General features: G+C 69.4%; 24 protein-coding genes. 12 read left to right on the forward strand and 12 right to left on the reverse strand.

The features are described from left to right. The first annotated feature begins 41 nt into the window (after positions 1-41). Positions 42-1,589, forward strand: coding sequence for a serine hydrolase domain-containing protein (locus tag N802_RS03820; RefSeq protein WP_035912430.1), 1,548 nt, complete (start codon positions 42-44; stop codon positions 1,587-1,589). An 8-nt stretch (positions 1,590-1,597) separates the two neighbouring features. Here N802_RS03820 and N802_RS03825 read toward each other — a convergent pair whose 3' ends face one another. The 3 genes from N802_RS03825 to N802_RS03835 are packed head-to-tail and all read right to left on the reverse strand — an operon-like array spanning position 1,598 to position 3,118. Continuing rightward, the gene (locus N802_RS03825; RefSeq protein ID WP_035912432.1) at positions 1,598-2,038 is read right to left on the reverse strand and encodes a nitroreductase/quinone reductase family protein; all 441 of its coding nucleotides are present in this window, start codon (positions 2,036-2,038) and stop codon (positions 1,598-1,600) included. A 57-nt stretch (positions 2,039-2,095) separates the two neighbouring features. Next, positions 2,096-2,782, reverse strand: a complete 687-nt coding sequence (locus tag N802_RS03830) for a DUF2306 domain-containing protein (protein WP_035912433.1) — start codon at positions 2,780-2,782, stop codon at positions 2,096-2,098. Between the two features lie 3 nt (positions 2,783-2,785). Continuing rightward, entirely contained in the window at positions 2,786-3,118 is a 333-nt protein-coding gene (locus tag N802_RS03835; protein ID WP_035912434.1) for a TfoX/Sxy family protein, read from the reverse strand. Between the two features lie 84 nt (positions 3,119-3,202). On the opposite strand from N802_RS03835, the gene N802_RS03840 reads away from it, so the two are divergent. From N802_RS03840 to N802_RS03855, 4 genes are all read left to right on the forward strand, one after another. Further along, positions 3,203-3,454 carry a ribbon-helix-helix domain-containing protein gene (locus N802_RS03840; protein ID WP_035912436.1) on the forward strand — a complete coding sequence of 84 codons (252 nt, stop codon included), beginning with the start codon at positions 3,203-3,205 and terminating at the stop codon, positions 3,452-3,454. After that, positions 3,454-3,765: a type II toxin-antitoxin system PemK/MazF family toxin gene (locus tag N802_RS03845; protein WP_035912438.1), complete on the forward strand. Its 312-nt coding sequence runs from the start codon at positions 3,454-3,456 to the stop codon at positions 3,763-3,765. The genes N802_RS03840 and N802_RS03845 overlap by 1 nt, the downstream gene beginning before the upstream one ends. 65 nt (positions 3,766-3,830) lie before the next feature. Then, positions 3,831-7,724: a phosphoribosylformylglycinamidine synthase gene (purL, locus tag N802_RS03850; protein WP_035912440.1), complete on the forward strand. Its 3,894-nt coding sequence runs from the start codon at positions 3,831-3,833 to the stop codon at positions 7,722-7,724. 5 nt (positions 7,725-7,729) lie between these two features. Further along, complete coding sequence (locus N802_RS03855; protein ID WP_035912442.1) at positions 7,730-8,050, forward strand: hypothetical protein; 321 nt, start codon at positions 7,730-7,732, stop codon at positions 8,048-8,050. A 104-nt stretch (positions 8,051-8,154) separates the two neighbouring features. Here N802_RS03855 and N802_RS03860 read toward each other — a convergent pair whose 3' ends face one another. Beyond that, complete coding sequence (locus tag N802_RS03860; protein WP_035912898.1) at positions 8,155-8,610, reverse strand: MarR family winged helix-turn-helix transcriptional regulator; 456 nt, start codon at positions 8,608-8,610, stop codon at positions 8,155-8,157. A 75-nt stretch (positions 8,611-8,685) separates the two neighbouring features. Between N802_RS03860 and N802_RS03865 the strand changes: the two genes are divergently transcribed. Then, the gene (locus N802_RS03865) at positions 8,686-8,883 is read left to right on the forward strand and encodes a hypothetical protein (protein ID WP_035912444.1); all 198 of its coding nucleotides are present in this window, start codon (positions 8,686-8,688) and stop codon (positions 8,881-8,883) included. Positions 8,884-8,907: 24 nt separating this feature from the next. Here N802_RS03865 and N802_RS03870 read toward each other — a convergent pair whose 3' ends face one another. Continuing rightward, the gene (locus tag N802_RS03870) at positions 8,908-9,723 is read right to left on the reverse strand and encodes a spermidine synthase (RefSeq protein WP_169743390.1); all 816 of its coding nucleotides are present in this window, start codon (positions 9,721-9,723) and stop codon (positions 8,908-8,910) included. Positions 9,724-9,795: 72 nt separating this feature from the next. Further along, the gene (locus N802_RS03875) at positions 9,796-11,544 is read right to left on the reverse strand and encodes a bifunctional metallophosphatase/5'-nucleotidase (RefSeq protein ID WP_052109401.1); all 1,749 of its coding nucleotides are present in this window, start codon (positions 11,542-11,544) and stop codon (positions 9,796-9,798) included. 207 nt (positions 11,545-11,751) lie between these two features. Between N802_RS03875 and N802_RS03880 the strand changes: the two genes are divergently transcribed. The 3 genes from N802_RS03880 to N802_RS03890 are packed head-to-tail and all read left to right on the forward strand — an operon-like array spanning position 11,752 to position 13,298. Beyond that, a complete protein-coding gene (locus N802_RS03880; protein WP_035912452.1) occupies positions 11,752-12,129 on the forward strand; it encodes a sterol carrier family protein in 378 nt (125 codons plus the stop codon). 13 nt (positions 12,130-12,142) lie between these two features. Beyond that, the gene (locus N802_RS03885; RefSeq protein WP_052109432.1) at positions 12,143-13,042 is read left to right on the forward strand and encodes an LLM class flavin-dependent oxidoreductase; all 900 of its coding nucleotides are present in this window, start codon (positions 12,143-12,145) and stop codon (positions 13,040-13,042) included. Between the two features lie 10 nt (positions 13,043-13,052). Beyond that, positions 13,053-13,298 carry a hypothetical protein gene (locus tag N802_RS03890; protein ID WP_035912454.1) on the forward strand — a complete coding sequence of 82 codons (246 nt, stop codon included), beginning with the start codon at positions 13,053-13,055 and terminating at the stop codon, positions 13,296-13,298. A gap of 85 nt (positions 13,299-13,383) precedes the next feature. Here N802_RS03890 and N802_RS03895 read toward each other — a convergent pair whose 3' ends face one another. Both N802_RS03895 and N802_RS03900 read right to left on the reverse strand, forming a co-directional pair. Continuing rightward, a complete protein-coding gene (locus tag N802_RS03895; RefSeq protein WP_156971276.1) occupies positions 13,384-14,292 on the reverse strand; it encodes a type IV toxin-antitoxin system AbiEi family antitoxin domain-containing protein in 909 nt (302 codons plus the stop codon). Positions 14,293-14,439: 147 nt separating this feature from the next. Continuing rightward, a complete protein-coding gene (locus tag N802_RS03900) occupies positions 14,440-15,408 on the reverse strand; it encodes an NAD-dependent epimerase/dehydratase family protein (protein WP_052109403.1) in 969 nt (322 codons plus the stop codon). A 33-nt stretch (positions 15,409-15,441) separates the two neighbouring features. On the opposite strand from N802_RS03900, the gene N802_RS03905 reads away from it, so the two are divergent. Together N802_RS03905 and N802_RS03910 are read left to right on the forward strand one after the other, a co-directional pair. Beyond that, entirely contained in the window at positions 15,442-15,885 is a 444-nt protein-coding gene (locus N802_RS03905) for an SRPBCC family protein (protein WP_035912915.1), read from the forward strand. Continuing rightward, entirely contained in the window at positions 15,882-16,067 is a 186-nt protein-coding gene (locus tag N802_RS03910; RefSeq protein ID WP_035912458.1) for a hypothetical protein, read from the forward strand. The genes N802_RS03905 and N802_RS03910 overlap by 4 nt, the downstream gene beginning before the upstream one ends. An 8-nt stretch (positions 16,068-16,075) precedes the next feature. Here N802_RS03910 and N802_RS03915 read toward each other — a convergent pair whose 3' ends face one another. From N802_RS03915 to N802_RS03930, 4 genes are all read right to left on the reverse strand, one after another. Continuing rightward, the gene (locus tag N802_RS03915; protein ID WP_035912460.1) at positions 16,076-16,849 is read right to left on the reverse strand and encodes an anti-sigma factor; all 774 of its coding nucleotides are present in this window, start codon (positions 16,847-16,849) and stop codon (positions 16,076-16,078) included. After that, complete coding sequence (sigK, locus tag N802_RS03920) at positions 16,846-17,448, reverse strand: ECF RNA polymerase sigma factor SigK (RefSeq protein WP_035912464.1); 603 nt, start codon at positions 17,446-17,448, stop codon at positions 16,846-16,848. Before sigK ends, N802_RS03915 begins: the two co-directional genes overlap by 4 nt. Positions 17,449-17,478: 30 nt before the next feature. Then, entirely contained in the window at positions 17,479-18,126 is a 648-nt protein-coding gene (locus N802_RS03925) for a fasciclin domain-containing protein (protein WP_052109433.1), read from the reverse strand. Between the two features lie 188 nt (positions 18,127-18,314). Further along, positions 18,315-19,961, reverse strand: a complete 1,647-nt coding sequence (locus N802_RS03930; protein WP_035912467.1) for a molybdopterin-dependent oxidoreductase — start codon at positions 19,959-19,961, stop codon at positions 18,315-18,317. Between the two features lie 86 nt (positions 19,962-20,047). Here N802_RS03930 and purF point away from each other — a divergent pair, with 86 nt between their 5' ends. Continuing rightward, complete coding sequence (gene purF / locus N802_RS03935) at positions 20,048-21,622, forward strand: amidophosphoribosyltransferase (protein WP_035912470.1); 1,575 nt, start codon at positions 20,048-20,050, stop codon at positions 21,620-21,622. Positions 21,623-21,646: the final 24 nt, after the last annotated feature.

The raw sequence follows: 21,646 nt of genomic DNA on the forward strand, positions 1-21,646 counted from the left end.
CAACCACCTGATCCAACGCACGATCTGCGAGACCATGAGTCATGCTGCGGGACAAGCCTGCGGTGGGGCCGGGGCCACGTCTGGCCGCGCTGGCCGTGGGGATTCTGGCTGTCGCGTCGATCGGTGCGGCTGTTCCGCCGAGTTCGACCGGCTCACCCGGCCGCACGGGTGCACCGGCGCGTGTGGGTGCGTCCCCGGCCAGCGCAGACGAGATTCGGCGGTTCATCGACGCGCGTGCCGAGGCCATGCGCCTGCCCAGCCTCGCCGTCGTCGTCATCAAGGATGGAGAGCCCTTCGTCGAGCACTACGTCGGCGGGGCCGACGGGGCCACCCCCTACTTCTTGGGCTCGACCTCGAAGCAGTTCACGGGATTCGCCATCCAGGCACTCATCGCAGACGGTCGCCTGAACCTTGAGGACACCCTCGGCGACCTCCTGCCGGAGTTCGAGCAGGCCTCCGCCGATGCGCGCTCCGTCACCGTCCGCCAACTACTGGGCCATACGTCGGGCTGGTCGCAGGCGACCGGGTTGCGGAAGTGGGGCTGGTTCGCCGGGGCTCCGGACTCGATTCGAGGGGAGGCCGCCGCAATCGCCGACACGGCGCTTGTGCGTGCACCGGGGGCTGAGTTCGAGTACACCAACACCGGCTACGACCTCCTCGGTGCCGTCATCGAGGAGGTGACGGGTACGGCATACGCCACAGCCTTGAAGGAACTGGTCATCACGCCCATGGGACTGACGCGGACGACCGGGGACATGTCGGAGGCGGAGGCCTGGGGAGTGGCGGGCGACCACTACACGTGGTTCGGCACGTTCACTCGACCCACTCCTGCGCCGCATCCGGCCGGGGGAGTCCCCTCGGCGCTCGTCGTCTCGAGCGCCGATGACCTGACTCGGCTGATCAGGGCCCACCTCGGCACGTCGGAGACCGACGTCGCGGGCCCGGTGCTGGAAGCCGCGCGGAGGCCGCACTCGCGCGTCAATGAGTTCGTCGAGTACGGCAGTGGCTGGTTCGTCCGTGATCTGTGGGAGGCGACTCCACCTGGCGGGGACTGGCGCACGGCCACCCTGCCGGCCTGCCTTGAGCATGACGGCTCGATCGACCGATCGATGACCACGATGATCGTGTGCCCGGACGCGGGCCTGGGTGTCGTCGCCCTGACGAACGTCGGTGCGGCGCCCGACGAGTTCAGGCTGCAGCGGTTGCGCAGTGAACTGGTCCATCAGCTGCTCGGCACCGAGATTGGTCCGAGGCCGAGCGACTTCCTCGTGGACCGGGCGACCTGGATCCTCGTCGGGCTCCCCGTGCTGCACGCAGCCCTGGTCGGGTCCTGGATCGTCGCTCGCCGTCGTGGTCGACGTGGCTGGCCCGTCCTCCTCCTTGGGGGACTGGCACTCGCGTTCTCAGCCGCTGTGCTGTGGCTTGCCCTCATCCACATTCCTCGTCGTGACGGGACCCTGAGAACGCTGCGCTCACTGTGGACGACGGTGCCCGACCTCGGCGTCGTCTCGATCATCTCGGTGGGCTTCACCGTGGTTGCGGTCTGGCTTGCCCTCCGCTCGGCACGGGAGCACCGCTCGTCGCAGTGAAGTCGTGGTCACCCGGGCAGGTCGGCCTCGAGGACGGCCATGGGGATCGTGCGGCGCGCCTTGAGGGCAAAGCGTTCGACCTCCGGTGCCTCACGCAGGACGTAGGCCCACTCGTCGGCGAGTTCGGTGCCACGGAGTTCGCGCGGGTGGCAGGTGAAGTGACCGCCTCGCACCTGGACGTCGACCGTGCCCCCGGCAGCCTCGACCGCCCGCACGTTGCGGAACCAGTCCGGATCTGTGAGGGAGCCGCTCCCGGTGCCCCAGACGAGGAAGCCGCCGTCGTGCATCAGGTAGCGGACGCAGGTCGAGCGGGGTTTGCCTGTCCGGCGACCCGGCGACGTGAGGAGCAGCACCGTGACCTTCTTGCTGCCGCTCGCGAGGCGCCCGTCGAGCGTTCTGTACATCCAGACGCCGATGCGTCCTCCGGTCCGGGTCAACGTCTTGTTCATGGCGGCACCTCCTGCGTGCTTCAAGGTTCCTCCCGCGAGGTCGGCACGCACAAGGGGTCACCCAGTCAGGTCGGGGGTCCGGCGAAGCCACCACTCGCCGACCGCGACATGCGTGCCGAGTCCCAGCCAGAACGCGACGCCGAACGTGAACGGATCGGGCAGGGTCCGGTCGGCGCCGGAGGTCGCCATGATCACCGCAGTGAAGAGGCCGACCCAGATCCGGATGGACGCGACGCCCAGCCCCACGGCGAAGGCCCTCACCATCCAGCGCCGGTGCTGCGCAACGGCTCCACCGCGGATCGCGAGGAAGGCGCGCACCAGGCACAACACGAACCAGGAGCCGAACACGAGTGCCGCAGCCGCCTCCAGCGGACCACCCCACGGATGGAGCACGCCGAAGACCAAGGCGGCCGCACCGCTCCCGAGGCCGCACGCCAACAACACCCGGCCGAGCCTTCGGTGCAGCGTGTAGTGCCGCGTGCGGATCCGCGCGGCCAGCTGGAACGGAGCGCCGAGCAGGTAGACCAGGCCCAGGCCGATGTGGAGGTAGGCCGTCCACGGATGGGCGACGTAGCGCTCCGCGAAGTCGTCGTCGGGCGCTGTTCCCGCGAGGATGTGCGGCCAGTCGGTCGTCACCCGGATGGCGATGAAGACCAGCATGATCACGAGCAGACCGGCCACCGTCGCCGTGAGCGCGACCGCCCTCCGCCCGTCGCGCGGGGTGGGAGGGCTGTCGGCGGTCATGGGCTACTTCGGCGGCAGGGCCTGCACGAAGGCCACCCCGCGGCTGACCCAGGTGCGAAGGGAAGAGTCGTCTTCCAACTCATCGCGGGCCACCAGCAGCCAGCCGTTCAGCGTGCGATTGCCCATCTCCATGGGCCGGACGGACTCACCGTCCACCCACTCCGCGCCGGCGGCCGGGTCGACCCGCACCATCAGGGCACCCTCGCTGGCGGCCGCAGCAGCCATGTGGCCGTGGACCATGAACCCCAGCCCGCCGAACATCTTGCGCTCGGTCACCCCGTCGACCTCTGCGAGCACTTCGCGGATCCGATCGGCAAGCACCTCGTCGTACGCCATGACAAGCACTATGCCGCGCCCCCGCCTCGATGCGATGCCAACGGTGGGATTCACTCTGTCACCCATTGGGCATACCATGGCCTGATGAGCACCCAGATCTCCGTCCGCCTCAACGACCGGGTCGTCGCTGAGCTTGATGCCCTCGTCGCATCCGGGGCAGCCAAGAGTCGCGCCGAGCTCGTCGAGTCCGCACTCGAGCGAGAACTGCGCCGCCGCCTCTACGAGAGGGAGGTCGAGATGCTCATGGCCCAGAAGGCGTCCGGAGTCCCGGAGGACGATGACCTTGCTGGGTTGGCTGAGTGGGCTCGGACCCGCACCTATCCCGATCTCGACTGATGCGGCCGATTCACGTCGTTCAACTGGACAAAGCACGGCTGGCCTTGATCCTGACCCGCGAACTGGTCCGGCCGCACCTCCGCATGATCACGATCGCGCCGATCACGAGCACGATCCGAGGAGGGTTCACCGAGCTCGCCGTGGGCAAGTCCAATGGTCTGGACCACTCGTGTGTCGTGAGGCTCGACAACATTCAGGCCGTTGACGCCAGCCAGGTTGGTCGACTGGTCGGTTTCCTCCTGCCCGACCAAGAACGAGAACTGGCGACCGCGATCAGTCGCGCGTTCGACCTCGCGGATCCGGGTTTCTGAGGCGTCGACCAAGACCAGTAGCCTGTGACCCGGCCCTGCCGCACCTCCCTGGAGATCCCTGCCTGATGGTTTCGTCGCCCGACCTCGCCCTCACCACCGTCGACGGCGGGTCCGCGCTGTCGCCCTTCCGGGCGCGCGCCCTCCTCGCCCGCCTCCAGAGCATCGATCCTGCGATCACGGACGTCACCGCTCGCTTCGTCCACTGGGTCGCGAGTGATGCGCCCCTCGACTCCGCGCAGCGCGAGACCGTCGAGCGGCTCCTGACCTACGGCGAGGCGTATGCCGGCCAGTCACCTTCCGAGACTGCGCAGACCCTCGTCGTGGTCGGCCCGCGACTGGGCACGATCTCCCCGTGGGCGAGCAAGGCCACCGACATCGCCCACAACTGCGGCATCGACCTCCGTCGCGTCGAGCGGGTCACCGAGTTCACCGTCGAGGGCGTCGCACTGACGGCTGACGCGTGGGGCGAGGTCGCAGCCGTCCTCCACGACCGCATGACCGAGACCGCACTGCCGACCCGCGAGGCCACCGCTGCCCTCTTCGAGGAGCGCGAGGCCGAGCCCATGGAGCACGTCGACGTGCTCGCGGGCGGGCGCGCTGCGCTGGAAGGCGCGAACACGGCATACGGGCTGGCTTTGTCGGACGACGAGATCGACTACCTGCGCGACGCGTTCACGGGACTCCAGCGCAACCCCACCGATGTCGAGCTCATGATGTTTGCCCAGGCGAACTCCGAGCACTGCCGCCACAAGATCTTCAACGCGGACTTCATCGTCGACGGTGAGCCGCAGGTCAAGAGCCTGTTCGGGATGATCCGGCACACCGAGGCCGTGGCCGGGGCCGGCACGGTCGTGGCCTACAAGGACAACGCCTCCGTCATGCAGGGTGGCCGCATCGAGCGCTGGCTGCCGGAGCGCGGCGACGGACCTGCGCCCTATGTCGCCACGGAGGAGGACGTGCACGTCCTCATGAAGGTCGAGACGCACAACCACCCGACGGCGATCTCACCGTTCCCGGGTGCCGCGACCGGTGCCGGTGGCGAGATTCGGGACGAGGGGGCGACCGGGCGCGGCTCCGCGCCCAAGGCGGGGCTCACCGGGTTCGTCGTCTCGAACCTCCACCTGCCCGGCACGGAGGAGCCCTGGGAGGCGGACCCCTACGGCGCGCCGGGCCACATCGCCGCGCCGCTCGACATCATGGTCGAGGGGCCGATCGGTGCCGCGTCCTTCAACAACGAGTTCGGTCGGCCCGGGATCGGCGGCTTCTTCCGCGTCTACGAGCAGACCGTCGACGGCGTGCGTCGCGGCTACCACAAGCCGATCATGAGCGCCGGTGGTCTGGGTGCCATCAGTGCGGACCAGACCGAGAAGGTGCGCTTCCCCGCAGGCACGCTACTCATCCAGATCGGTGGGCCGGGCATGCGCATCGGCATGGGTGGTGGAGCCGCCTCGTCGATGGCCGCCGGGGCCAACGCGGCCGACCTCGACTTCGACTCCGTGCAGCGCGGCAACCCCGAGATGGAGCGGCGGGCGCAGGAGGTCATCAACCACTGCTGGGCGATGGGTTCGGCCAACCCGGTGCTGGCCATCCACGACGTCGGTGCGGGCGGTCTCTCCAACGCCTTCCCCGAGCTCGTCGACGACGCCGGGCTGGGTGCCCGCTTCGACCTGTCGGCGGTGCCGCTCGAGGAGTCCGGCCTTGCACCCAAGGAGATCTGGGTCAACGAGAGCCAGGAGCGCTACGTCCTCGCGATCGCGCCCGAGTCGCTCGAGCTCCTCGAGTCCTTCGCCGCACGGGAGCGGTGCCCGCTGTCCGTGATCGGTGTGGCCGCTGACGACGCGCAGTTGTTTGTGGCCGGCGAGTCCGATGCCCCGGAGGACGTCCCGATCGACATGCCGATGGAGGTCCTGCTGGGCAAGCCCCCGCGCATGACCCGCGACGTGGAGCGGGTGTCGTGGACTGGCGATTCGCTCGACGTGAGTTCGATGGCGTTGCGGGACACGGCATACGCCGTTCTGCGTCACCCGTCGGTGGCGAGCAAGCGGTTCCTCATCACCATTGGTGACCGGACAGTCGGCGGGCTCACGCATCGCGACCAGATGGTCGGCCCGTGGCAGGTGCCCGTCGCCGATGTTGCGGTCACCTTGGCGGATCACGCGGGCTTCGCGGGTGAGGCCATGACGTCGGGGGAGCGTATGCCGCTCGCTTCCGTCAACGCTCCCGCGTCCGGTCGCATGGCGGTCGGTGAGGCATTGACGAACCTGCTCGCGGCCCCGATCGCGTCGCTGTCGTCGGTGAAGTTGTCGTGCAACTGGATGGCGGCCGCGGGCGAGACCGGTGAGGACGCCGCGCTCTATGACACCGTGCACGCCGTGGCGATGGAGCTCTGCCCGGCGCTGGGGATCTCGGTGCCGGTGGGCAAGGACTCGATGTCGATGCGGACCAAGTGGACCGATGAGGCATCTGGTGAGGAGCGCCAGGTGACCTCGCCGGTGTCCCTGGTCGTGTCGGCGTTCGCCGCCCTGCCGGATGTGCGAGGGACGCTCACGCCGCAGCTGCAGCCCGAGTCGGCGCTGGTCCTGGTGGATCTCGGTGCGGGGGCCAACCGTCTGGGTGGCTCGATCCTGGCGCAGGTGTCAGGGGCGTTCGGTGGGGACGTGCCGGACGTCGACGACCCCGCGCGTCTGGTTGCCCTGGCCGAGGCTGTGCACGAATTGCGTTCTCGTGGGCTGGTTTCGGCCTATCACGACCGGTCCGATGGTGGCCTCTGGGCGACCGTGTGCGAGATGGCCTTCGCAAGCGGCCTGGGCGTCGAGGTTGCTGTCGACTCGGTCGAGGCGCTGTTCACTGAGGAGCTCGGTGCCGTGCTCGGAGTTCGCGCGGACTCGGTCGCCGAGGTGCGCGACGTCCTCGTCAAGGCCGGCGTCGGTGACCTCACGTCGGTCATCGGCGGCACCCACCCCGAGCGCCGCATTCAGGTGTCGGTCAACGGAGACATGCCCCTCGACGAGGCGGTCACCGACCTTGCCCAGGCGTGGGACGAGGTGTCCTGGCGGATCTCGGCCCTGCGCGACAACCCCGAGTGCGCCGACGAGGAGCACGCCGCGTTCGGTGCGGACGGGGATCCCGGCCTGCACGTGTCGACGACGTTCGAGCCCACCGACGACATCGCGGCACCGTTCCTCAACGTGGGTGCCAAGCCGCGCGTCGCCATCCTGCGCGAGCAGGGTGTCAACAGCCACGTCGAGACGGCTTATGCCTTCCACCGGGCTGGGTTCGAGACGCTCGACGTCCACATGACCGACCTGCAGACCGGGCGCGCGTCGCTCTCCGACGTCGTCGGACTGGTGGCCTGCGGTGGGTTCTCCTACGGCGACACGTTGGGCGCCGGCGAGGGCTGGGCGCGCTCGGTGCTCTTCAACGACAAGCTCACCGAGCAGTTCCATGAGTTCTTCCACCGTGGTGACACGTTCGGGCTCGGCATCTGCAATGGGTGCCAGATGTTCGCGGCGCTCGCCGACCTCATCCCGGGCGCCGAGGCCTGGCCGCGGTTCACCCGCAACCGGTCCGAGCAGTACGAAGCGCGCCTGTCGCTCGTCGAGGTCCTCGAGTCGCCGTCGATCTTCACGTCGGGCATGGCCGGGTCGCGCATCCCGATCGCCGTCGCCCATGGAGAGGGCTTCGCGAACTTCTCGGCGCGCGGTGACGCGTCGGCAGTGCAGCGGGTGGCGCGCTACGTCAACAACGATGGTGGCGTCGCGACGGCATACCCGTTCAACCCCAACGGCTCGCCGGACGGACTCACCGCGGTGACCACGACGGACGGCCGGTTCACGGCGATGATGCCGCACCCCGAGCGGGTCCAGCGCAACGCGCAGATGTCGTGGACGAGTGGTCGCATCGAGGACGTCTCGCCGTGGATGCGGATGTTCCGCAACGCCCGGACCTTCATCGGCTGACGACTGTGGAGCACCCTGAGCCCGGGCGTCTGCGTGAGTTCGTCGCGTCCGTCGCGTGGCCCGACTGGCAGGTGACGATCGCGGGGCCGCGGGTGCGGTTCGTGTCCGACGAAGGTCAGCGGCGCGAGGTGGTCTGGGACATCACCGAGCCGGAGTTGGCGGCGCGCTGTCGCTCGCTCGATGACGAGACCCGGGTTGCGATGGGGCTGGGAGCGCATGGCTACCACCTGGTGCAGGTGCACCTGGAGGAGGCGTTGGCCACGTTCGAAGGCACGCACGGGCGGCTGGCTCTGACCACGCACGGTCTGGAAGTCAGCACCACCTGACCGTGCCTGCGGGCGGACGATCAGCTCACGGGAAACGTAGGCCCACTCCGGCGTGTCGCGCGGTCCGAGAGGTCAGCTGATCGTCGCCCGGTCGCAGGGCCACATCACTGAGGCGAGCGTGCAGCCGCGATGAGGCGCGTGAGGCCGTCACGCAGGTCCTCGAGCTCGCTCAACTCCATGCCGAGGCGGTCGATGATCGCCGGGGGCACCTTCTCGGCCCGACTCCTCAACTTGGCGCCGACTGCGGTGAGGGACACAGCGAGGGCACGCTCGTCGCGAGGGTCGCGCCCCCGGGTGATGTAGCCGTTCGTCTCGAGGCGCTTGAGCAGAGGGGACAGGGTTCCCGGCTCCAGGCTCACGCGGCGCCCCAGCTCGCCCACCGTCAGCGGCGTCTCCTCCCAGAGCGCGAGCATGACGAGGTATTGCGGGTGGGTCAGGCCCATCGGCTCGAGCAGCGGTCGATACAGCGCGATCACGTTGCGCGACGCGACCGCCAGCGCGTAGCAGACCTGGCGGTCGAGGGCGAGCAGGTCGGTGCCCGCGGGGCTGGTCTTCGACATCGTCACGCCTCGCATCCTACGTCGGCTCGGTGATATAGTGAGTGCACTAACCATTAGTACACAAAGGGAGCATCGATGAGCAAGCCGGAGAACAAGGGACTGTCGCTGGCCTACCGGGTCGGCTACCGGATCCAGATGGCGCTCATGGAGATCTTCGGCCCGGCGCAGCTCGGTGCTGCCGACGACCCGCAGATGCGACTCAAGCGCCGCCGGCAGGCCAGGGTCGAGGCCGCGCGCGCCGCCCGTCTGGCCCGAGAAGGCAGCGCGTCCTGACGCAGCCGCTCCGCATCAGACGGGTCAGTCGGGTGGGGCGGGGGACCAGGCGGTGTCGTTGGCCGCGGCACTGAATGGCTGGGCGCCGGCTCCACGGCTCAGCACCTCATCCGGCGCGACGACACCCGTCGGCAGCGCCAACCTCGCCGTCGCACGGCGCATCTCGAACAGCGGCAGCGGTCCGCGCGATGCCGCGAGGACGACGTTGCCGTATCCCTTCCCCTTGAGCACGTGGTGCAACCCGACGTATGCCGTCCGCGCACCTTCCCCATCCGCCTCCAGTCCCAGCGCGGCCCGGGCACCCGAGGCGACGCGTGCGGCATACCGCAGCCCAGGTCGATCGCCGAGGTTCGCGAGGAACAGCCCGCCCGGCGCGAGAACCCGTGCCATCTCACCCAGCCACTCGACGGTGGTGAGGGACGGAGGGACCTGCCCACCGGCATACGCATCGAGAATGACGAGATCTGCACTGGCAGAAGCCAATCCGGCAACGCCTTCTTCGCCCGACAGCGGGCGCACGCGGATGCGATGACCACGCGGCAAGGGCAACTCGCGACGCACGGCCTCGGTCAGCACGACATCTGGTTCGAGCACGATCTGCGGTGAGCCCGGCCGTGTGGCGTGCATCCAGCGCGCCAGGGTCAGCCCGGCACCCCCGACGTGCGTGACCCGCACCGGGGCCGGTCGAGCGAACACCGCATCGACGCACAGGGCAAGGTGCTGGACGTACTCGAAGGCGAGGTGCTCCGGGTCAGCCAACGAAACGGCGGACTGCGCGTGACCATGCAGCCGGATCCACGTGACGTCGCCGTCCTGCTCGAACTCGGGCGCCTCGGTCACGCCCACAGCCAAGCACCCCCTGCGCCGAAGTGGCGCAGGGGGTGCTTTGGGTGAGCCTTCGGCTCGGTCCGGTCAGAGACCGCCGACGCGGCTGGCCGGAGCGGTGAGACCGGGGTTGGCCTGGAAGTACGCGACCAGGTTGGCCAGGTCCTCCGGGCCGCCGACGCGGTTCGTGCCCTGCGTGAAGGCCGTGAACAGGTCGCCACCGTCGGCGAGGAAGTTCAGGGTGGCCACGCGGTAGGTCTGGGTCGGGCTGATGGGAGTGCCGTTGAGCACCATCGAGCCGTTGACCACGCGCGAGCCCTGGGGCTGCGAGGCGTCCCACTCGTAGGTGAAGCCCTCGGACACGCCCAGCGCCAGCATCGGTCGGGAACCACGCTGGGCGACGGGCTGGTACTGCTGCTCGAGGACCTGTCGGATCTGGTCACCGGTCAGGTCGAGGGACACGAGCAGGTTGTTGAACGGCGCGACGTCGAACGCCTCGGCAAAGGTGATCTCGCCGGAGCCCTCGGTGTACTTCGGCGCCAGAGGCAGGTCCTCGCGGACACCGCCGACGTTCATGAGCGCCAGCTGCGCACCACCCTCGTCGGCACCGTCGGTGCCCCAGAGGATCGCGTCGGCCACGAGGTCGGCCATCGGGGTCTCGATGCCGCGGTTGCCGCTGGAGTCGCCGAGGATGTCATCGGTGTGGGTGCCGACGACCTGCGCCTTGAGCGGACCGGCGAGCTCGTTCCACTTGTCGATGATCTGGGTGATGCCGGCGTCCTTCGTCTTCCGGGCGACGAGGTGGTTGACCGCGGTCGAGGCCTCACGGTCCACGTCGCCGGTGCTCCGGTCGATGACGAGCTGAGTCTCGGTCACGGTGCGGCCGTAGTCGTGCGCGCTGGTCACGAGGCGGTCGTTGCCGGCCGGGTCGGGCAGCGAGCAGATGTACGCGCGGTGCGTGTGCCCGGTGATGATCTGGTCGATCTCGGGGCTCATCTGCGCGGCGATCTGGGCGATCGGCTCGGAGATGCCGTTGCAGTCGTTGATCGTGCCGCTCTGGTTGCCGCCCTCGTGCAGGAGCACGACGATCGCCTCGACGCCACGGCGCTTGAGCTCCGCAGCCTGGGCGTTGGCCGTCTCGACCTCGTCGAGGAAGTTGACGGTGGAGACGCCGGCGGGGCTCACCAGGGTGGGCGTGGCCTCGAGCGTCATGCCGATGAAGCCGATCTCGGTCCCACGGACCTTCTTGATGGACGTGCCCGGCAGCAGGGTGTTGCCGTTGTCCTTGCGGACGACGTTGGCCGACAGCCACTGGAAGTCGGCGCCGGCGTACGGCTGGTCCGGGAAGTAGCAGCCGTCGACCGGGTGGCAGCCGCCGTTCTGCATGCGGAGCAGCTCGTCGGTGCCCTCGTCGAACTCGTGGTTGCCGACCGAGCTCACGTCGAGCCCGATCGCGTTGAGGGACTCGACGGACGGCTCGTCGTGGAACATGCCGGAGAGGAACGGCGAGCCGCCGATGAGGTCACCGGCCGCGACGGTGAGGCTGCCGTCGTGGCCGGGGGCCTGACGCAATTCCTTCAGCGTCGAGGAGAGGTACTCCGCGCCACCGACCGGCGTCTGGCTCGGGTCCTGGGCCGGCGAGAGCGGGCCGTCCGTGGCCTCGAGGTGGCCGTGGTAGTCGTTGAACGACAACAGCTGAACCGTCGTCTGCTTGTGCTTGGGGTTCTTCGGCTTGTCCTGGGGACGGTCGGCGCTCGCCGGCGCCGCGGCCAGGGTGGCTGCGCACGCCGCGGCCAGAATTGTCGCGCCGAGTCTGCGCGGGGTGAGGATCGTCATGCCTACTCCTGTTCGGCCCTTCGGCCGGGGTGAGTGCCCGCGGTGTCACGCGTGGTGACGACAGGGAGTCCGCGGCGCTGCTGGGGGTGCCCGATATGTTGCCCCACAACCGGGACGGATTCGCGCGGTTGGCATAACTATTTGTGAATTCGCCGTGAAGTCGACCGAGCGCGGAGCGCTGTGGTCACCGGCCCTAAAATCGCCCGTATGCCGTCCCGTCGCCGTGTGCCCGTCGCCGACGGTCGCGCTGCGCTCACCTCATGGGCGGCCGCCCCGGAAGCCGCGGACCGGGCGACGATCGCGCTCGCGGTGCGGTTCACCCTCGAGGAACTCGGGGAGCGGGCACCCGGACGCAGCGTCGAGGTGCGCGTGCCGCCGTTCGGTGTCGTGCAGTGCATCGAGGGACTCCAGCACCGGCGTGGCACCCCACCCAATGTCATCGAGACCGACGCCGCGACGTGGCTGGCGCTCGCGGTCGGTCACCTCGACCCCGCGGTCGCGGCAGGCGAGGGGCGCCTCCGGGTGAGTGGCACGCGAGCCGACCTCACGGCATACCTCCCGCTCTTTGCAGACGACGAAAGGTGAGCCGATGACCGAGGTGCGACACGGGATCTCGATCCTTCCGGACCTGCCCTGGCGTGAGGCGGGGCCGCGCTGGCGCGCGGTCGAAGAAATGGGGTTCGCCCACGCCTGGGTTTATGACCACCTCGTCTGGGGTGGGCTGCCGGACAGCACGTGGTTCCCCGCTGTGTCGACACTTGCGGCGGCGGCTGGGGTGACATCGACGATCCGGCTCGGGACGTTCGTGACCTCGCCGAACTTCCGCCACCCCTATGTCTTCGCCCGCGACGTGCTCGCTCTCGACGACCTTTCCGAGGGCCGGTTCATCTGTGGACTGGGGACGGGTGGAGACCTCGACTCGGCGGTGCTGGGGGAGTCGCATGCGGTGAAGGCGCGCGTGGACCGATTCCACGAATACGTGCCTTTGCTCGATCGTCTGCTCCGCGAGGACCACGTGGACCACGACGGAGAGTGGTATGCCGTCCGCGACGCCCGCACCTTGCCGGGTCCCGTTCGCGACAGGGTGCCTTTCGTCATCGCGGCGAACGGGCCGCGGTCGCTGCGGCTCGCGGCGAAGTTCGGGCAGGGCTGGGTGACCACGGGTCCCGGCGGCGCCGAGACGTCGGAGGAGTGGTGGGCCGGCGTGGTGGGGTTGGCGCAGAAGTTCAGTGAGCTGCCGGGCACGGAGCCGCTGGACAGGGTGCTGTTGCTCGATGCATCGCCGCAGTTCTCGCTCGAGTCGGTCGGTGTCTATGAGGAGATGACGGGGCGGGCGGCGGAACTGGGCTTCACCGACACGATCACGCACTGGCCGCGCCCGGAGTCCCCGTATGCCGGGTCGGAGGCGACGTTGGAAGAGGTGGCCTCCCGCTTCGTCCGTTCCGCCCGCACCGGTGACACCGGGACCGGCGGCGGATGCGCGCCGCCGGCGAAGTAGCGTTGAGTCCGTGAGTACCCCGCGTAGCCCGAACCACCTCCGTGTCCTCATCGTCGGAGCCGTGCTCGGGTTCGCCATCGGCGCGTTCCTCGGCGTCTACCGCGGTATGGAGTCGTCCAGCCGAGTCGCCCAGGGCGAGTACTCCACCGCCACCGCCGTCGGCTACCTCGGCCTGTTGGGCGCGTTGGTCGTGGGGTTGCTGGCCGCCGGGGTGTCCGTGCTGATCGAGTCCGTCTCCGAGCGCCGCAACCGCTGACCGTCGGCAGTCGGCGCCTGAAGGCCAGCCCTGCCGGCCGACGATCAGCCCACGTGAGGGTGGCCCTGACATCAGCGTGTCGCGGTCACGCGACCACGGGCTGATAGTTCTCCGGTAGGCAACACAGCTCCTGCTGGCGCCGGAGGGCCACCGCAGCCACGATCTGGTCGCGGACCCACTCGGGCTCGTGCATCACCTGTTCCCACGTGAACCTGAGCACGAGCCAGCCACTCGTCGTGAGCCGGGTGTAGCGGGCGCAGTCGCGGTCCTGAAGGGAGCGCTCGCCGTGATATTCCATGCTGTCCGCTTCGAGCACGAGGCGCAGCTGCACGTCGGCAAGATCCACCCGCCCGATCCCCCCGTCCGCGTCGTCGACGCGCACTTGCGTTGCGACGTTGAGCCACGGAATGTCGAGGGCGATGGCACGGAGCACCGATTCGAACGGCCCGGCCGCAGCGGCATTGGCCTCGCGCATGACACGCCGCACGCGTTTGCGGTGCTGCACGGGGAGCGTGGCCACGATCCGCTTCAGCGCGAGCCGGTCCTTCTTGCCCAGCCCCACGCGGAGGGCGGAGTCGGCAACCGCGAGCGCCTCGTCGAAGGGGAGCAGGACCGCGCAGTCCACGAGGGTCCGTGCCCGCGAGGTGACCCAGCCGTCGACGGTGTCCTCGTCAGGGATGGTGCGCCACCGGATCTCCACGTCGGGTGACGGCTGGATCTTGCGGCCTCGCGGCACGGCGATCTGGGGAACCTTGGGTGTCCACTTGCGAGCCCAGCCCCAGTGCGCGGCCGCGGACAGCAGGATGGCGACGCCGGTGAGCCGCCGGGCAGCGGCCTGTGCTTCGACGTCGGTGGGGAGTGCGTAGTGGCCGCGCCGCACCTTGACCACTTCGCCGCGTTCGACGGCCCGCTCGAGGTCGCCACGGCTCACGGCCTTGAGGGCTTTGCGGGAGCACACCCCACCCAGTCGTTCCACTTCGGCTGCGATATCCATGTGGCTGAGTGTGGCCACAGCCGCGGATGTGGCCGTCGGCTTTTCCACAGCCCTGCGGGCCGACGATCAGCCCAGTGGGAATCAGGGCCACACCGGCGTGTCGCGGGGCCGGGCGTGCCTGCTGATAGTCGGCCGGCAGCCTTGGCGCTAGGACCTGAGGCTGGCGACGGTCTGGGCGAGGCCCTCGGCGAGCGGGCGGCTGGTCCAGCCCAACTCGCGCTCGGCCTTCGCCCTCGTGCCCGTGTAGTTCGCGAACGCGGCCCGCAGCGACTCGGGGTGATAGGTGGCCGGCACCGGCAGGACCCTGGCGATCGGGGTCATGAGCCTCTCGCCCACCTTCAGCGCCCCGCCGGGGACCAGCATCGGCCCCTTCGTCCCCGCAGCGTCGGCGGCCTGCTGGAGGAGTTCGGCAAGGGTCGCCGGATCCCCGGCCAGCATGTAGGCCTCACCAGGGGTGCCACGCTCCATGGCCAGGACGTGTCCGCGCGCAATGTCCTCGACGTGGGCCCACATGAGGACGCCGCCGCCGCGGGGGAGCGGTGGGCGCTTGCCGGCCACGACCTGGGCGAACAACTCGCCGACCTGCGAGGTGTCGCCCGGGCCGTAGATCCCGCCCGGCATGACCGTGACGACGGGCAGGCCCCGGTCCGCGAACTCCTCGGCGATGTGGTGGGCCTCGGCCTTCGTCCGGTCATATTCGGTGAGGTGACTTCCCGTATGCCGGTGGCTCTCGTCCCGGATCACGCTGCCACTTCCGCTGTCGCTGTTGACCGCCAACGTGCTCGTGTAGACGACCTTGGGGGTGCCGCACCGCTGGGCTGCGCGCAGGACGTTGCGGGTGCCGTCCACGTTGACGTGCTGACCCGCGGAGGGGTCGCGCTCCCCGAGTTTGTACCAACCCGCGACGTGGAAGAGCCCGTCTGCGCCGTCGAGGAGGTGGTCGAGCGCGGTGACATCGTCGAGGTCGCCCGCGACGAGTTCGACGCCGAGCGCGCTGAGTTCGGTAGCCCTGCTTGGGGTCCGAACGAGCGCCACCACCTCGTGCCCGTCGGCGATGAGTTGTCGGGCGAGCACGCCACCGACGAATCCCGTGGCTCCGGTGAGTGCATAGCGCATGTTCCAGTCTCCCTCGGGCAGTAGCGTTCGGGTGTGAAGTACACACAGGAGATCGTGGTCGACGTGCCTCGCGCCCGGTTCATCGAGCTCTTCGATGACCCGGACAATCTGCCCAAGTGGCAGTCGGGACTGATCTCGTTCGAGCCCCTCAGCGGCGAGCCTGGCCGGCCAGGCGCCAAGTCCCGCCTGACCTTCAAGCGGGGCAAGGGCACGATGGAGATGATCGAGACGATCACCGACCGTGACCTCCCCGACGTCTTCGAGGCGACCTACGACGCCAAGGGCGTCCACAACATCTGCCGCAACGAGTTCCATGAGGCGGGGTCCCACGCGACGCGGTGGGTCGCGCACAACGTCTTCGAGTTCACCGGTGCCATGAAGTTCGCGGGGGCCCTCTTCGGGAAGAGCTTCCCGAAGGCGAGCTACAAGTACCAGGAGGCGTTCAAGGCCTTCGCCGAGTCGCAGCCGAAGCCATGAGTGCTGGGGTGCGGGTTGCTCTCGGGGTCGCGCTCGTCGTCGTCGGGCTGATCTGGTTCCTGCAGGGCTTGGGGATCCTGGGTGGCAGCGTCATGTCCGGCGTCACGCTGTGGGCGGTCATCGGCCCGGTGGTGGCTGCCGTCGGGGTGGCCGTGGCGATGAGCGGTCGCCGCCGCTCCTAGGCGCCCGGTCAGGTGAAGGAGAACAGGGCCACCGGATCACTCGTGGGCGCTTCGGATCCCGCAGCCGGCTCGAGGGTGATCCCGGCACCCGTGGCAGCAGCAGCGTCCCCGTCCAGCATGACGGTCACGGCCGCCCCGGAGGCGGGGATGAGCCCGGCACTCACCAAGCCTCGGCCCGGCAGGTCGAGCCACAACTGGTAGGCCTTCCCCGCAGGTGCGGCGGGCATGGCGTCGGCGACAAAGACCGCCTGGCCCCTCGCCGGGCTGCGGACGATCGCGATCTCGGAACCGTTCATGGGTTGCTCGACCCGCTGCGCGTCCGGGGCCTGGAGCACCTGCTCGGTCGCGGTGAGCTGAGCAGGTCCGTCGTTCCACGGGGACCAGATGAGGGTTCCGACAGCGAGCACCGCGGCGGCAGCAGCGGCGGCGAGCCAGGGGCGCAACCGAGGGCGACGCCGGGTGGCGAGGTCGTCGGTGGTGCCAGCGGTGGCTCGGCTGCCGGTGGAGCCAGCGGTGGCGGCCGTGGGATCCGCGGGCTCGGTCACAGGGAGCGGCGGCAGTTGCCTGGTCTGCGCGATCGCTGACAGCACTGAGTTCCGCAGTGCGGGAGGAGGTGGCAGTTCAACGTCCGCGGCGAGAGCCGCGGCGGCGGCGCGGAGCTCGGTCACCTCGGCGCGACAGTCGGCGCACACCTCGAGATGTGCCTCGAACGAGCGGGACTCCTCGTCGGTCACGGCATTGACGGCATACGCGCCGGCCAGGGCGTGCGTGTCAGGGTTCATGCCGTCACCTCCAAGGTGTCTCGCAAGCGGATGAGTCCGTCCCGGATCCGGGTCTTGGCCGTCCCGAGCGGGATGCCGAGCAGTGCCGCCACCTCAGTGTGCGTATGGCCGCCGAGGTAGGCCAGCTCGACTGCCCCACGCTGGGTCTCCGTGAGTGAGTCGAGCGCCCTGCGGACGCGTTGCTGATCCAGCCGGGTCTCGACCTTCTCGAGCGTGGTGTCGTGCTCGCGCTCGATGGTGGTCGACTCGTACGTCACTTCACGCGCCTTGCTCGCCTCGGCCGAGCGGACCCGGTCGACGGCCTTCCGGTGGGCGATGGTCAGCATCCAGGCCAAGGGTGAGCCCCGCGACGGGTCGAATCGGGTGCAGTGCCGCCAGATGTCGAGGTAGGCCTCCTGGGTGACCTCCTCGCTCTGGGCGCGGTCGCGCACCACACGCACGACGAGCCCGTGCAGCCTGGCGGCGGTCGCGTCGTAGAGCTCGGCGAACGCGGCCTCGTCACCTCGCGCGGAGCGCGTCAGGAGGCGACCGAGATCCGGCCCCATGGCAGCAGTCGACGAGGACTCGTCCTCGGGTCCGACCGCTGCCATGAACACCATGATTGCCTACGCCTTCCGTCCGAGCTGGTTTCAGGAGGCGGGGAGCAGGACGCCGTCGATGATGTAGACGGTGGCGTTGGCGGTCTGGACGTTGCCGCAGATCACCTTGGCCTCGCCGACGGTGAAGGCCTCACCGCTGCCGGCGACCGTGATCGTTCCGCCACCGAGTGTCTTGTGGTCACCCGCGATCTTGTCCGGAGCGATCTTGCCCGCGACGACGTGGTTCGTGAGGACCTTGGTGAGGAGGCCCTTGGGGTCAGCCATGGCGGCGTCCATCGTCGCCTTCGGGACCGCCGCGAATGCGTCGTTGACCGGTGCGAAGACCGTGAGCTCGGGCGCCCCGTTGAGGGTGTCGACGAGGCCGGCCTCCTTGACGGCGGACACGAGCGTCGACAGCAGCGGGTTGGCGCTGGCGGCCGTGGCGACCGGAGCGGTCGACATGCCGTCGAACGAGCCGGCGCCGCTGGTCGGCACCTGGCTGCAGGCTGCGCCGAACGGCTCGCCCGTCATGCCGTCGCCCGTGGCGGACTCGGACTCAGTGGGACTGGGTGCCATGGAAGTGGGCGACGACGTGGTGCCGGAATCGACCGTGTCGCCCGAGCTGCTGCCGCACGCGGCGAGGCCGAGCGGGAGCGAGAGGGTGAGGGCCAGAACAGCGGTGCGGTGCTTGAGCTTCATGATCGTCTCCTTGAGCGGGTTGGCGTACACCCGTTGTTCGGTGCCGATCAGGTCGCGGATGGGTTGTGCCCCAACCTTTTTCACCATCCCCGTATGCCGTCCGCCCACCACCCGACTTATTGCGGATTGTTGTCGCACGCTGAGGGCCTTCGGCCCGAGTGCTGCGACAACAATCCGCAATAAGTCGGTCAGCCGACGGTGACGGGGATGGTGTGCCAGCCGGTGGCACCCCGGGGGAACGGTGGGGTGCGGGCCTCGGTCTGGACCGCGCCCGTGAGGTCGGTCGCGCGCACCGTGAGCTCGTGACGTCCTTGACCTGCGTCCCACTCGAAATACCACTGCCGCCAGTAGTCGATGTTGGCGTCGGGACCCAGCGTGGCCTCTTGCCACGGATCGTTGTCCACCCGGATCTCAACCTTCTGTATGCCGCGTCCCTGAGCCCACGCGACCCCACCGATGACGTTGCGTCCGGTCTTCAGGCGCGCCAGTCCGCGTGGGGTGTCGATCCGGGACTGAGTGAGGATCCGGCCGTCGATGGCCCAGTCGCGCTCGGTCCAGTACGCCTTCTGTGCGGCGTACGTGGTCGCCGTGAGGCGTTCGAGCCATTTCGTCGAGCCGACGAAGCCGTAGAGCCCCGGCGTCACCAGGCGCACCGGATAGCCATGGCGCCGAGGCAGAGCGCCTCCGTTCATCCCCACAGCGACCAGGGCGTCGCGGTCGTCGGTGAGGGCCTGGACGGGAGTCGAGATCGTCATGCCGTCGACGGAGGTACTGAGGATCTGGTCGGCGCTCGCGCGAACCCCTGCGCGGGACAACAGTTCTCGCACGGGAACGCCGAGCCAGCGGGCGCCTCCGATGTAGCCGCCACCGACCTCGTTGCTCACGCAGCACATCGTGATGTCCTTCTCGATGAGGCCCATCGAGACGAGTTCGGTGAAGTCGATCGTGAACGGGCTGTCGACGTCGCCGTCGATGGTCAGTCGCCAGTCCTTGACGTCGATGCGGGGGATCACGAGCGCAGTGTCGATCCGATAGAACTCCCCCGGCGGGGTACGCCACGGGGTGATGCCAGGGACGCGCCCTTCGAGTCCCGCGGGCAGAGCCGGCAACGGGTTCTCCACACCGGGCAGCGTGATCGAAGTGGGGTTGACGGCGTCGGAGAGGAGGCGCTGGCCGATGCCGCCCACGGTCGCCGCCCCCACCGCGGTCGCGCCCGCTCCGAGGAGGAAGCCACGCCGCCCGGTCATGGTCGGCTCCCCGGTCGCCCGGGCGTTGTGATCCAGGGGGCTCTCTGCCGGCACACCTGTGGGCTGTGTCCCGTCCGGAGGAATTCGGTGAGTTCGGGACGGTTCGTCGGCGGTCGAGTCCCCGTGAGGCCGGACCTCGTCACGACGCATGAGGTTCAGGAGGAACCCGAGTACTCCGACGCCGACGAGGCCGGTCACGAGGCCGGGGACGACATCCAGCTGCCCAGCCGTGGGCCGCAATACGGCCGCCGCCGCGGCCAGCGCAGCGAGCCCGACGATCAGGAGGCGACCGGCCACTGGCCGCCGCCGGGACACCAGCCCCGCCACGGCCGCCAACGCAAGCGTGACCACTGCCACGCTGCCGATGAGGATCGGCTTGTCGGCCGTGCCCATCGTCCGCACCGCCCATTCCTTGACGGGCGTCGGCGTCGCGTCGATGACCTGCGAACCCACGGCCAGCACCGGCGAGGCCTCGGGGGCCACCCACGCCGCCACGAAGTGACCCGCGGCGGCACCGGCGGCCGCGGCGAGAAGGCCGCTCACGGCATACGGCCACCGTTTGTGGGAGAGCGGAACGGGAACGTCCATGCCTAGCCGTTCGGAGCGGGGGCGGGAGCGGATGGGGCGAGGTGGGCCCGGCTCGGGGTCGCGCGAAGTCGTGGGACACTTTGAGTGTGGCACGCGGAGATGGACAGCTCACTCATGACCTGATGCCGGGCGAGAAGGGGCCGCAGGACGCCTGCGGCGTCTTCGGTGTCTGGGCCCCCGGCGAGGACGTCGCCAAGCTGACCTACTACGGGCTCTATGCCCTGCAGCACCGCGGGCAGGAGTCCGCCGGCATCGCGGCGAGCAACGGCCGCCGCCTCCTCGTCTACAAGGACATGGGACTCGTCTCGCAGGTGTTCGACGAGCGCTCCCTCGGTTCGCTGACCGGTCACCTCGCGATCGGGCACTGCCGCTACTCGACGACCGGCGGGTCCACCTGGGAGAACGCCCAGCCGACCCTCGGCGGCCACGACGGCGGCACACTCGCCCTCGCCCACAACGGCAACCTCATCAACTCGGCCGAACTGCGCGACCTCGTCTCCGAGGCCAACGGTGAGGGCCGCCACCGCGGCGAGATCGGGCGTGGCAACACGACCGACACCGCGCTCGTCACCGCACTTCTCACCGCAGACCCCGACCGCACGGTCGAGGCTGCCGCCATGGAGATCCTCCCGAAGCTGCGCGGCGCCTTCTGCTTCGTCTTCATGAACGAACACACCTTGTATGCCGCCCGCGACGCTCAGGGGATCCGTCCCCTCGTCCTGGGTCGCCTGGAGCGCGGCTGGGTCGTCGCCTCCGAGACTGCCGCGCTCGACATCGTCGGTGCCTCGTTCATCCGCGAGGTCGAGCCGGGTGAGCTCATCGCCATCGACGAGGACGGGCTCCGGTCCGAGCGTTTCGCCGAGGTCGACCGCAAGGGCTGCGTGTTCGAGTACGTCTACCTCGCCCGCCCCGACACGACGATCAACGGGCGCGTCGTCCACGAGGCCCGGGTCGAGATGGGACGTGCGCTGGCGCGCGAGCACCCGGTGGAGGCCGACCTCGTCATGCCGACGCCAGAGTCGGGCACGCCCGCGGCGATCGGCTACGCGCAGGAGTCCGGCATTCCCTATGGCCAAGGTCTGGTCAAGAACGCCTATGTCGGCCGCACCTTCATCGCCCCGTCGCAGACGATCCGTCAACTCGGCATCCGGCTCAAGCTCAACCCGCTCAAGGAAGTCATCAAGGGCAAGCGCCTCGTCGTCGTCGACGACTCGATCGTCCGCGGCAACACGCAGCGGGCGTTGGTGCGGATGCTCCGCGAAGCCGGTGCGGCCGAGGTGCACGTGCGGATCTCGTCGCCGCCGGTGCGCTGGCCCTGCTTCTATGGCATCGACTTCGCAACCCGCGCCGAACTCATTGCCACCGGGATCGGGGTCGAGGAGGTCTGCAACTCGATCGGGGCCGACTCGCTCGGCTACATCTCCGAGGACGGCATGATCGCGGCGACCGAGCAGGACCGTGAACGGCTCTGCACGGCGTGCTTCTCGGGTTCGTATCCCATCGAGTTGCCCTCGTCGGACCAGCTCGGCAAGGGTCTGCTCGAGCTGGAGTTCCCCGTCGATGGCGGCGTGACTGACGCCACGGAGACGGGCACGCTCGACGTCGATCGCGTCTCGGTCACCGCAGCGGGCGGGGCGGCCGAGGCCGTCCGTCGTCCCTGATCGCCCGGCACTAGGCTCTCCGGC

It is taken from the genome of Knoellia sinensis KCTC 19936 (genome assembly GCF_000768705.1).
Classification (GTDB): Bacteria; Actinomycetota; Actinomycetes; order Actinomycetales; family Dermatophilaceae; genus Knoellia; species Knoellia sinensis.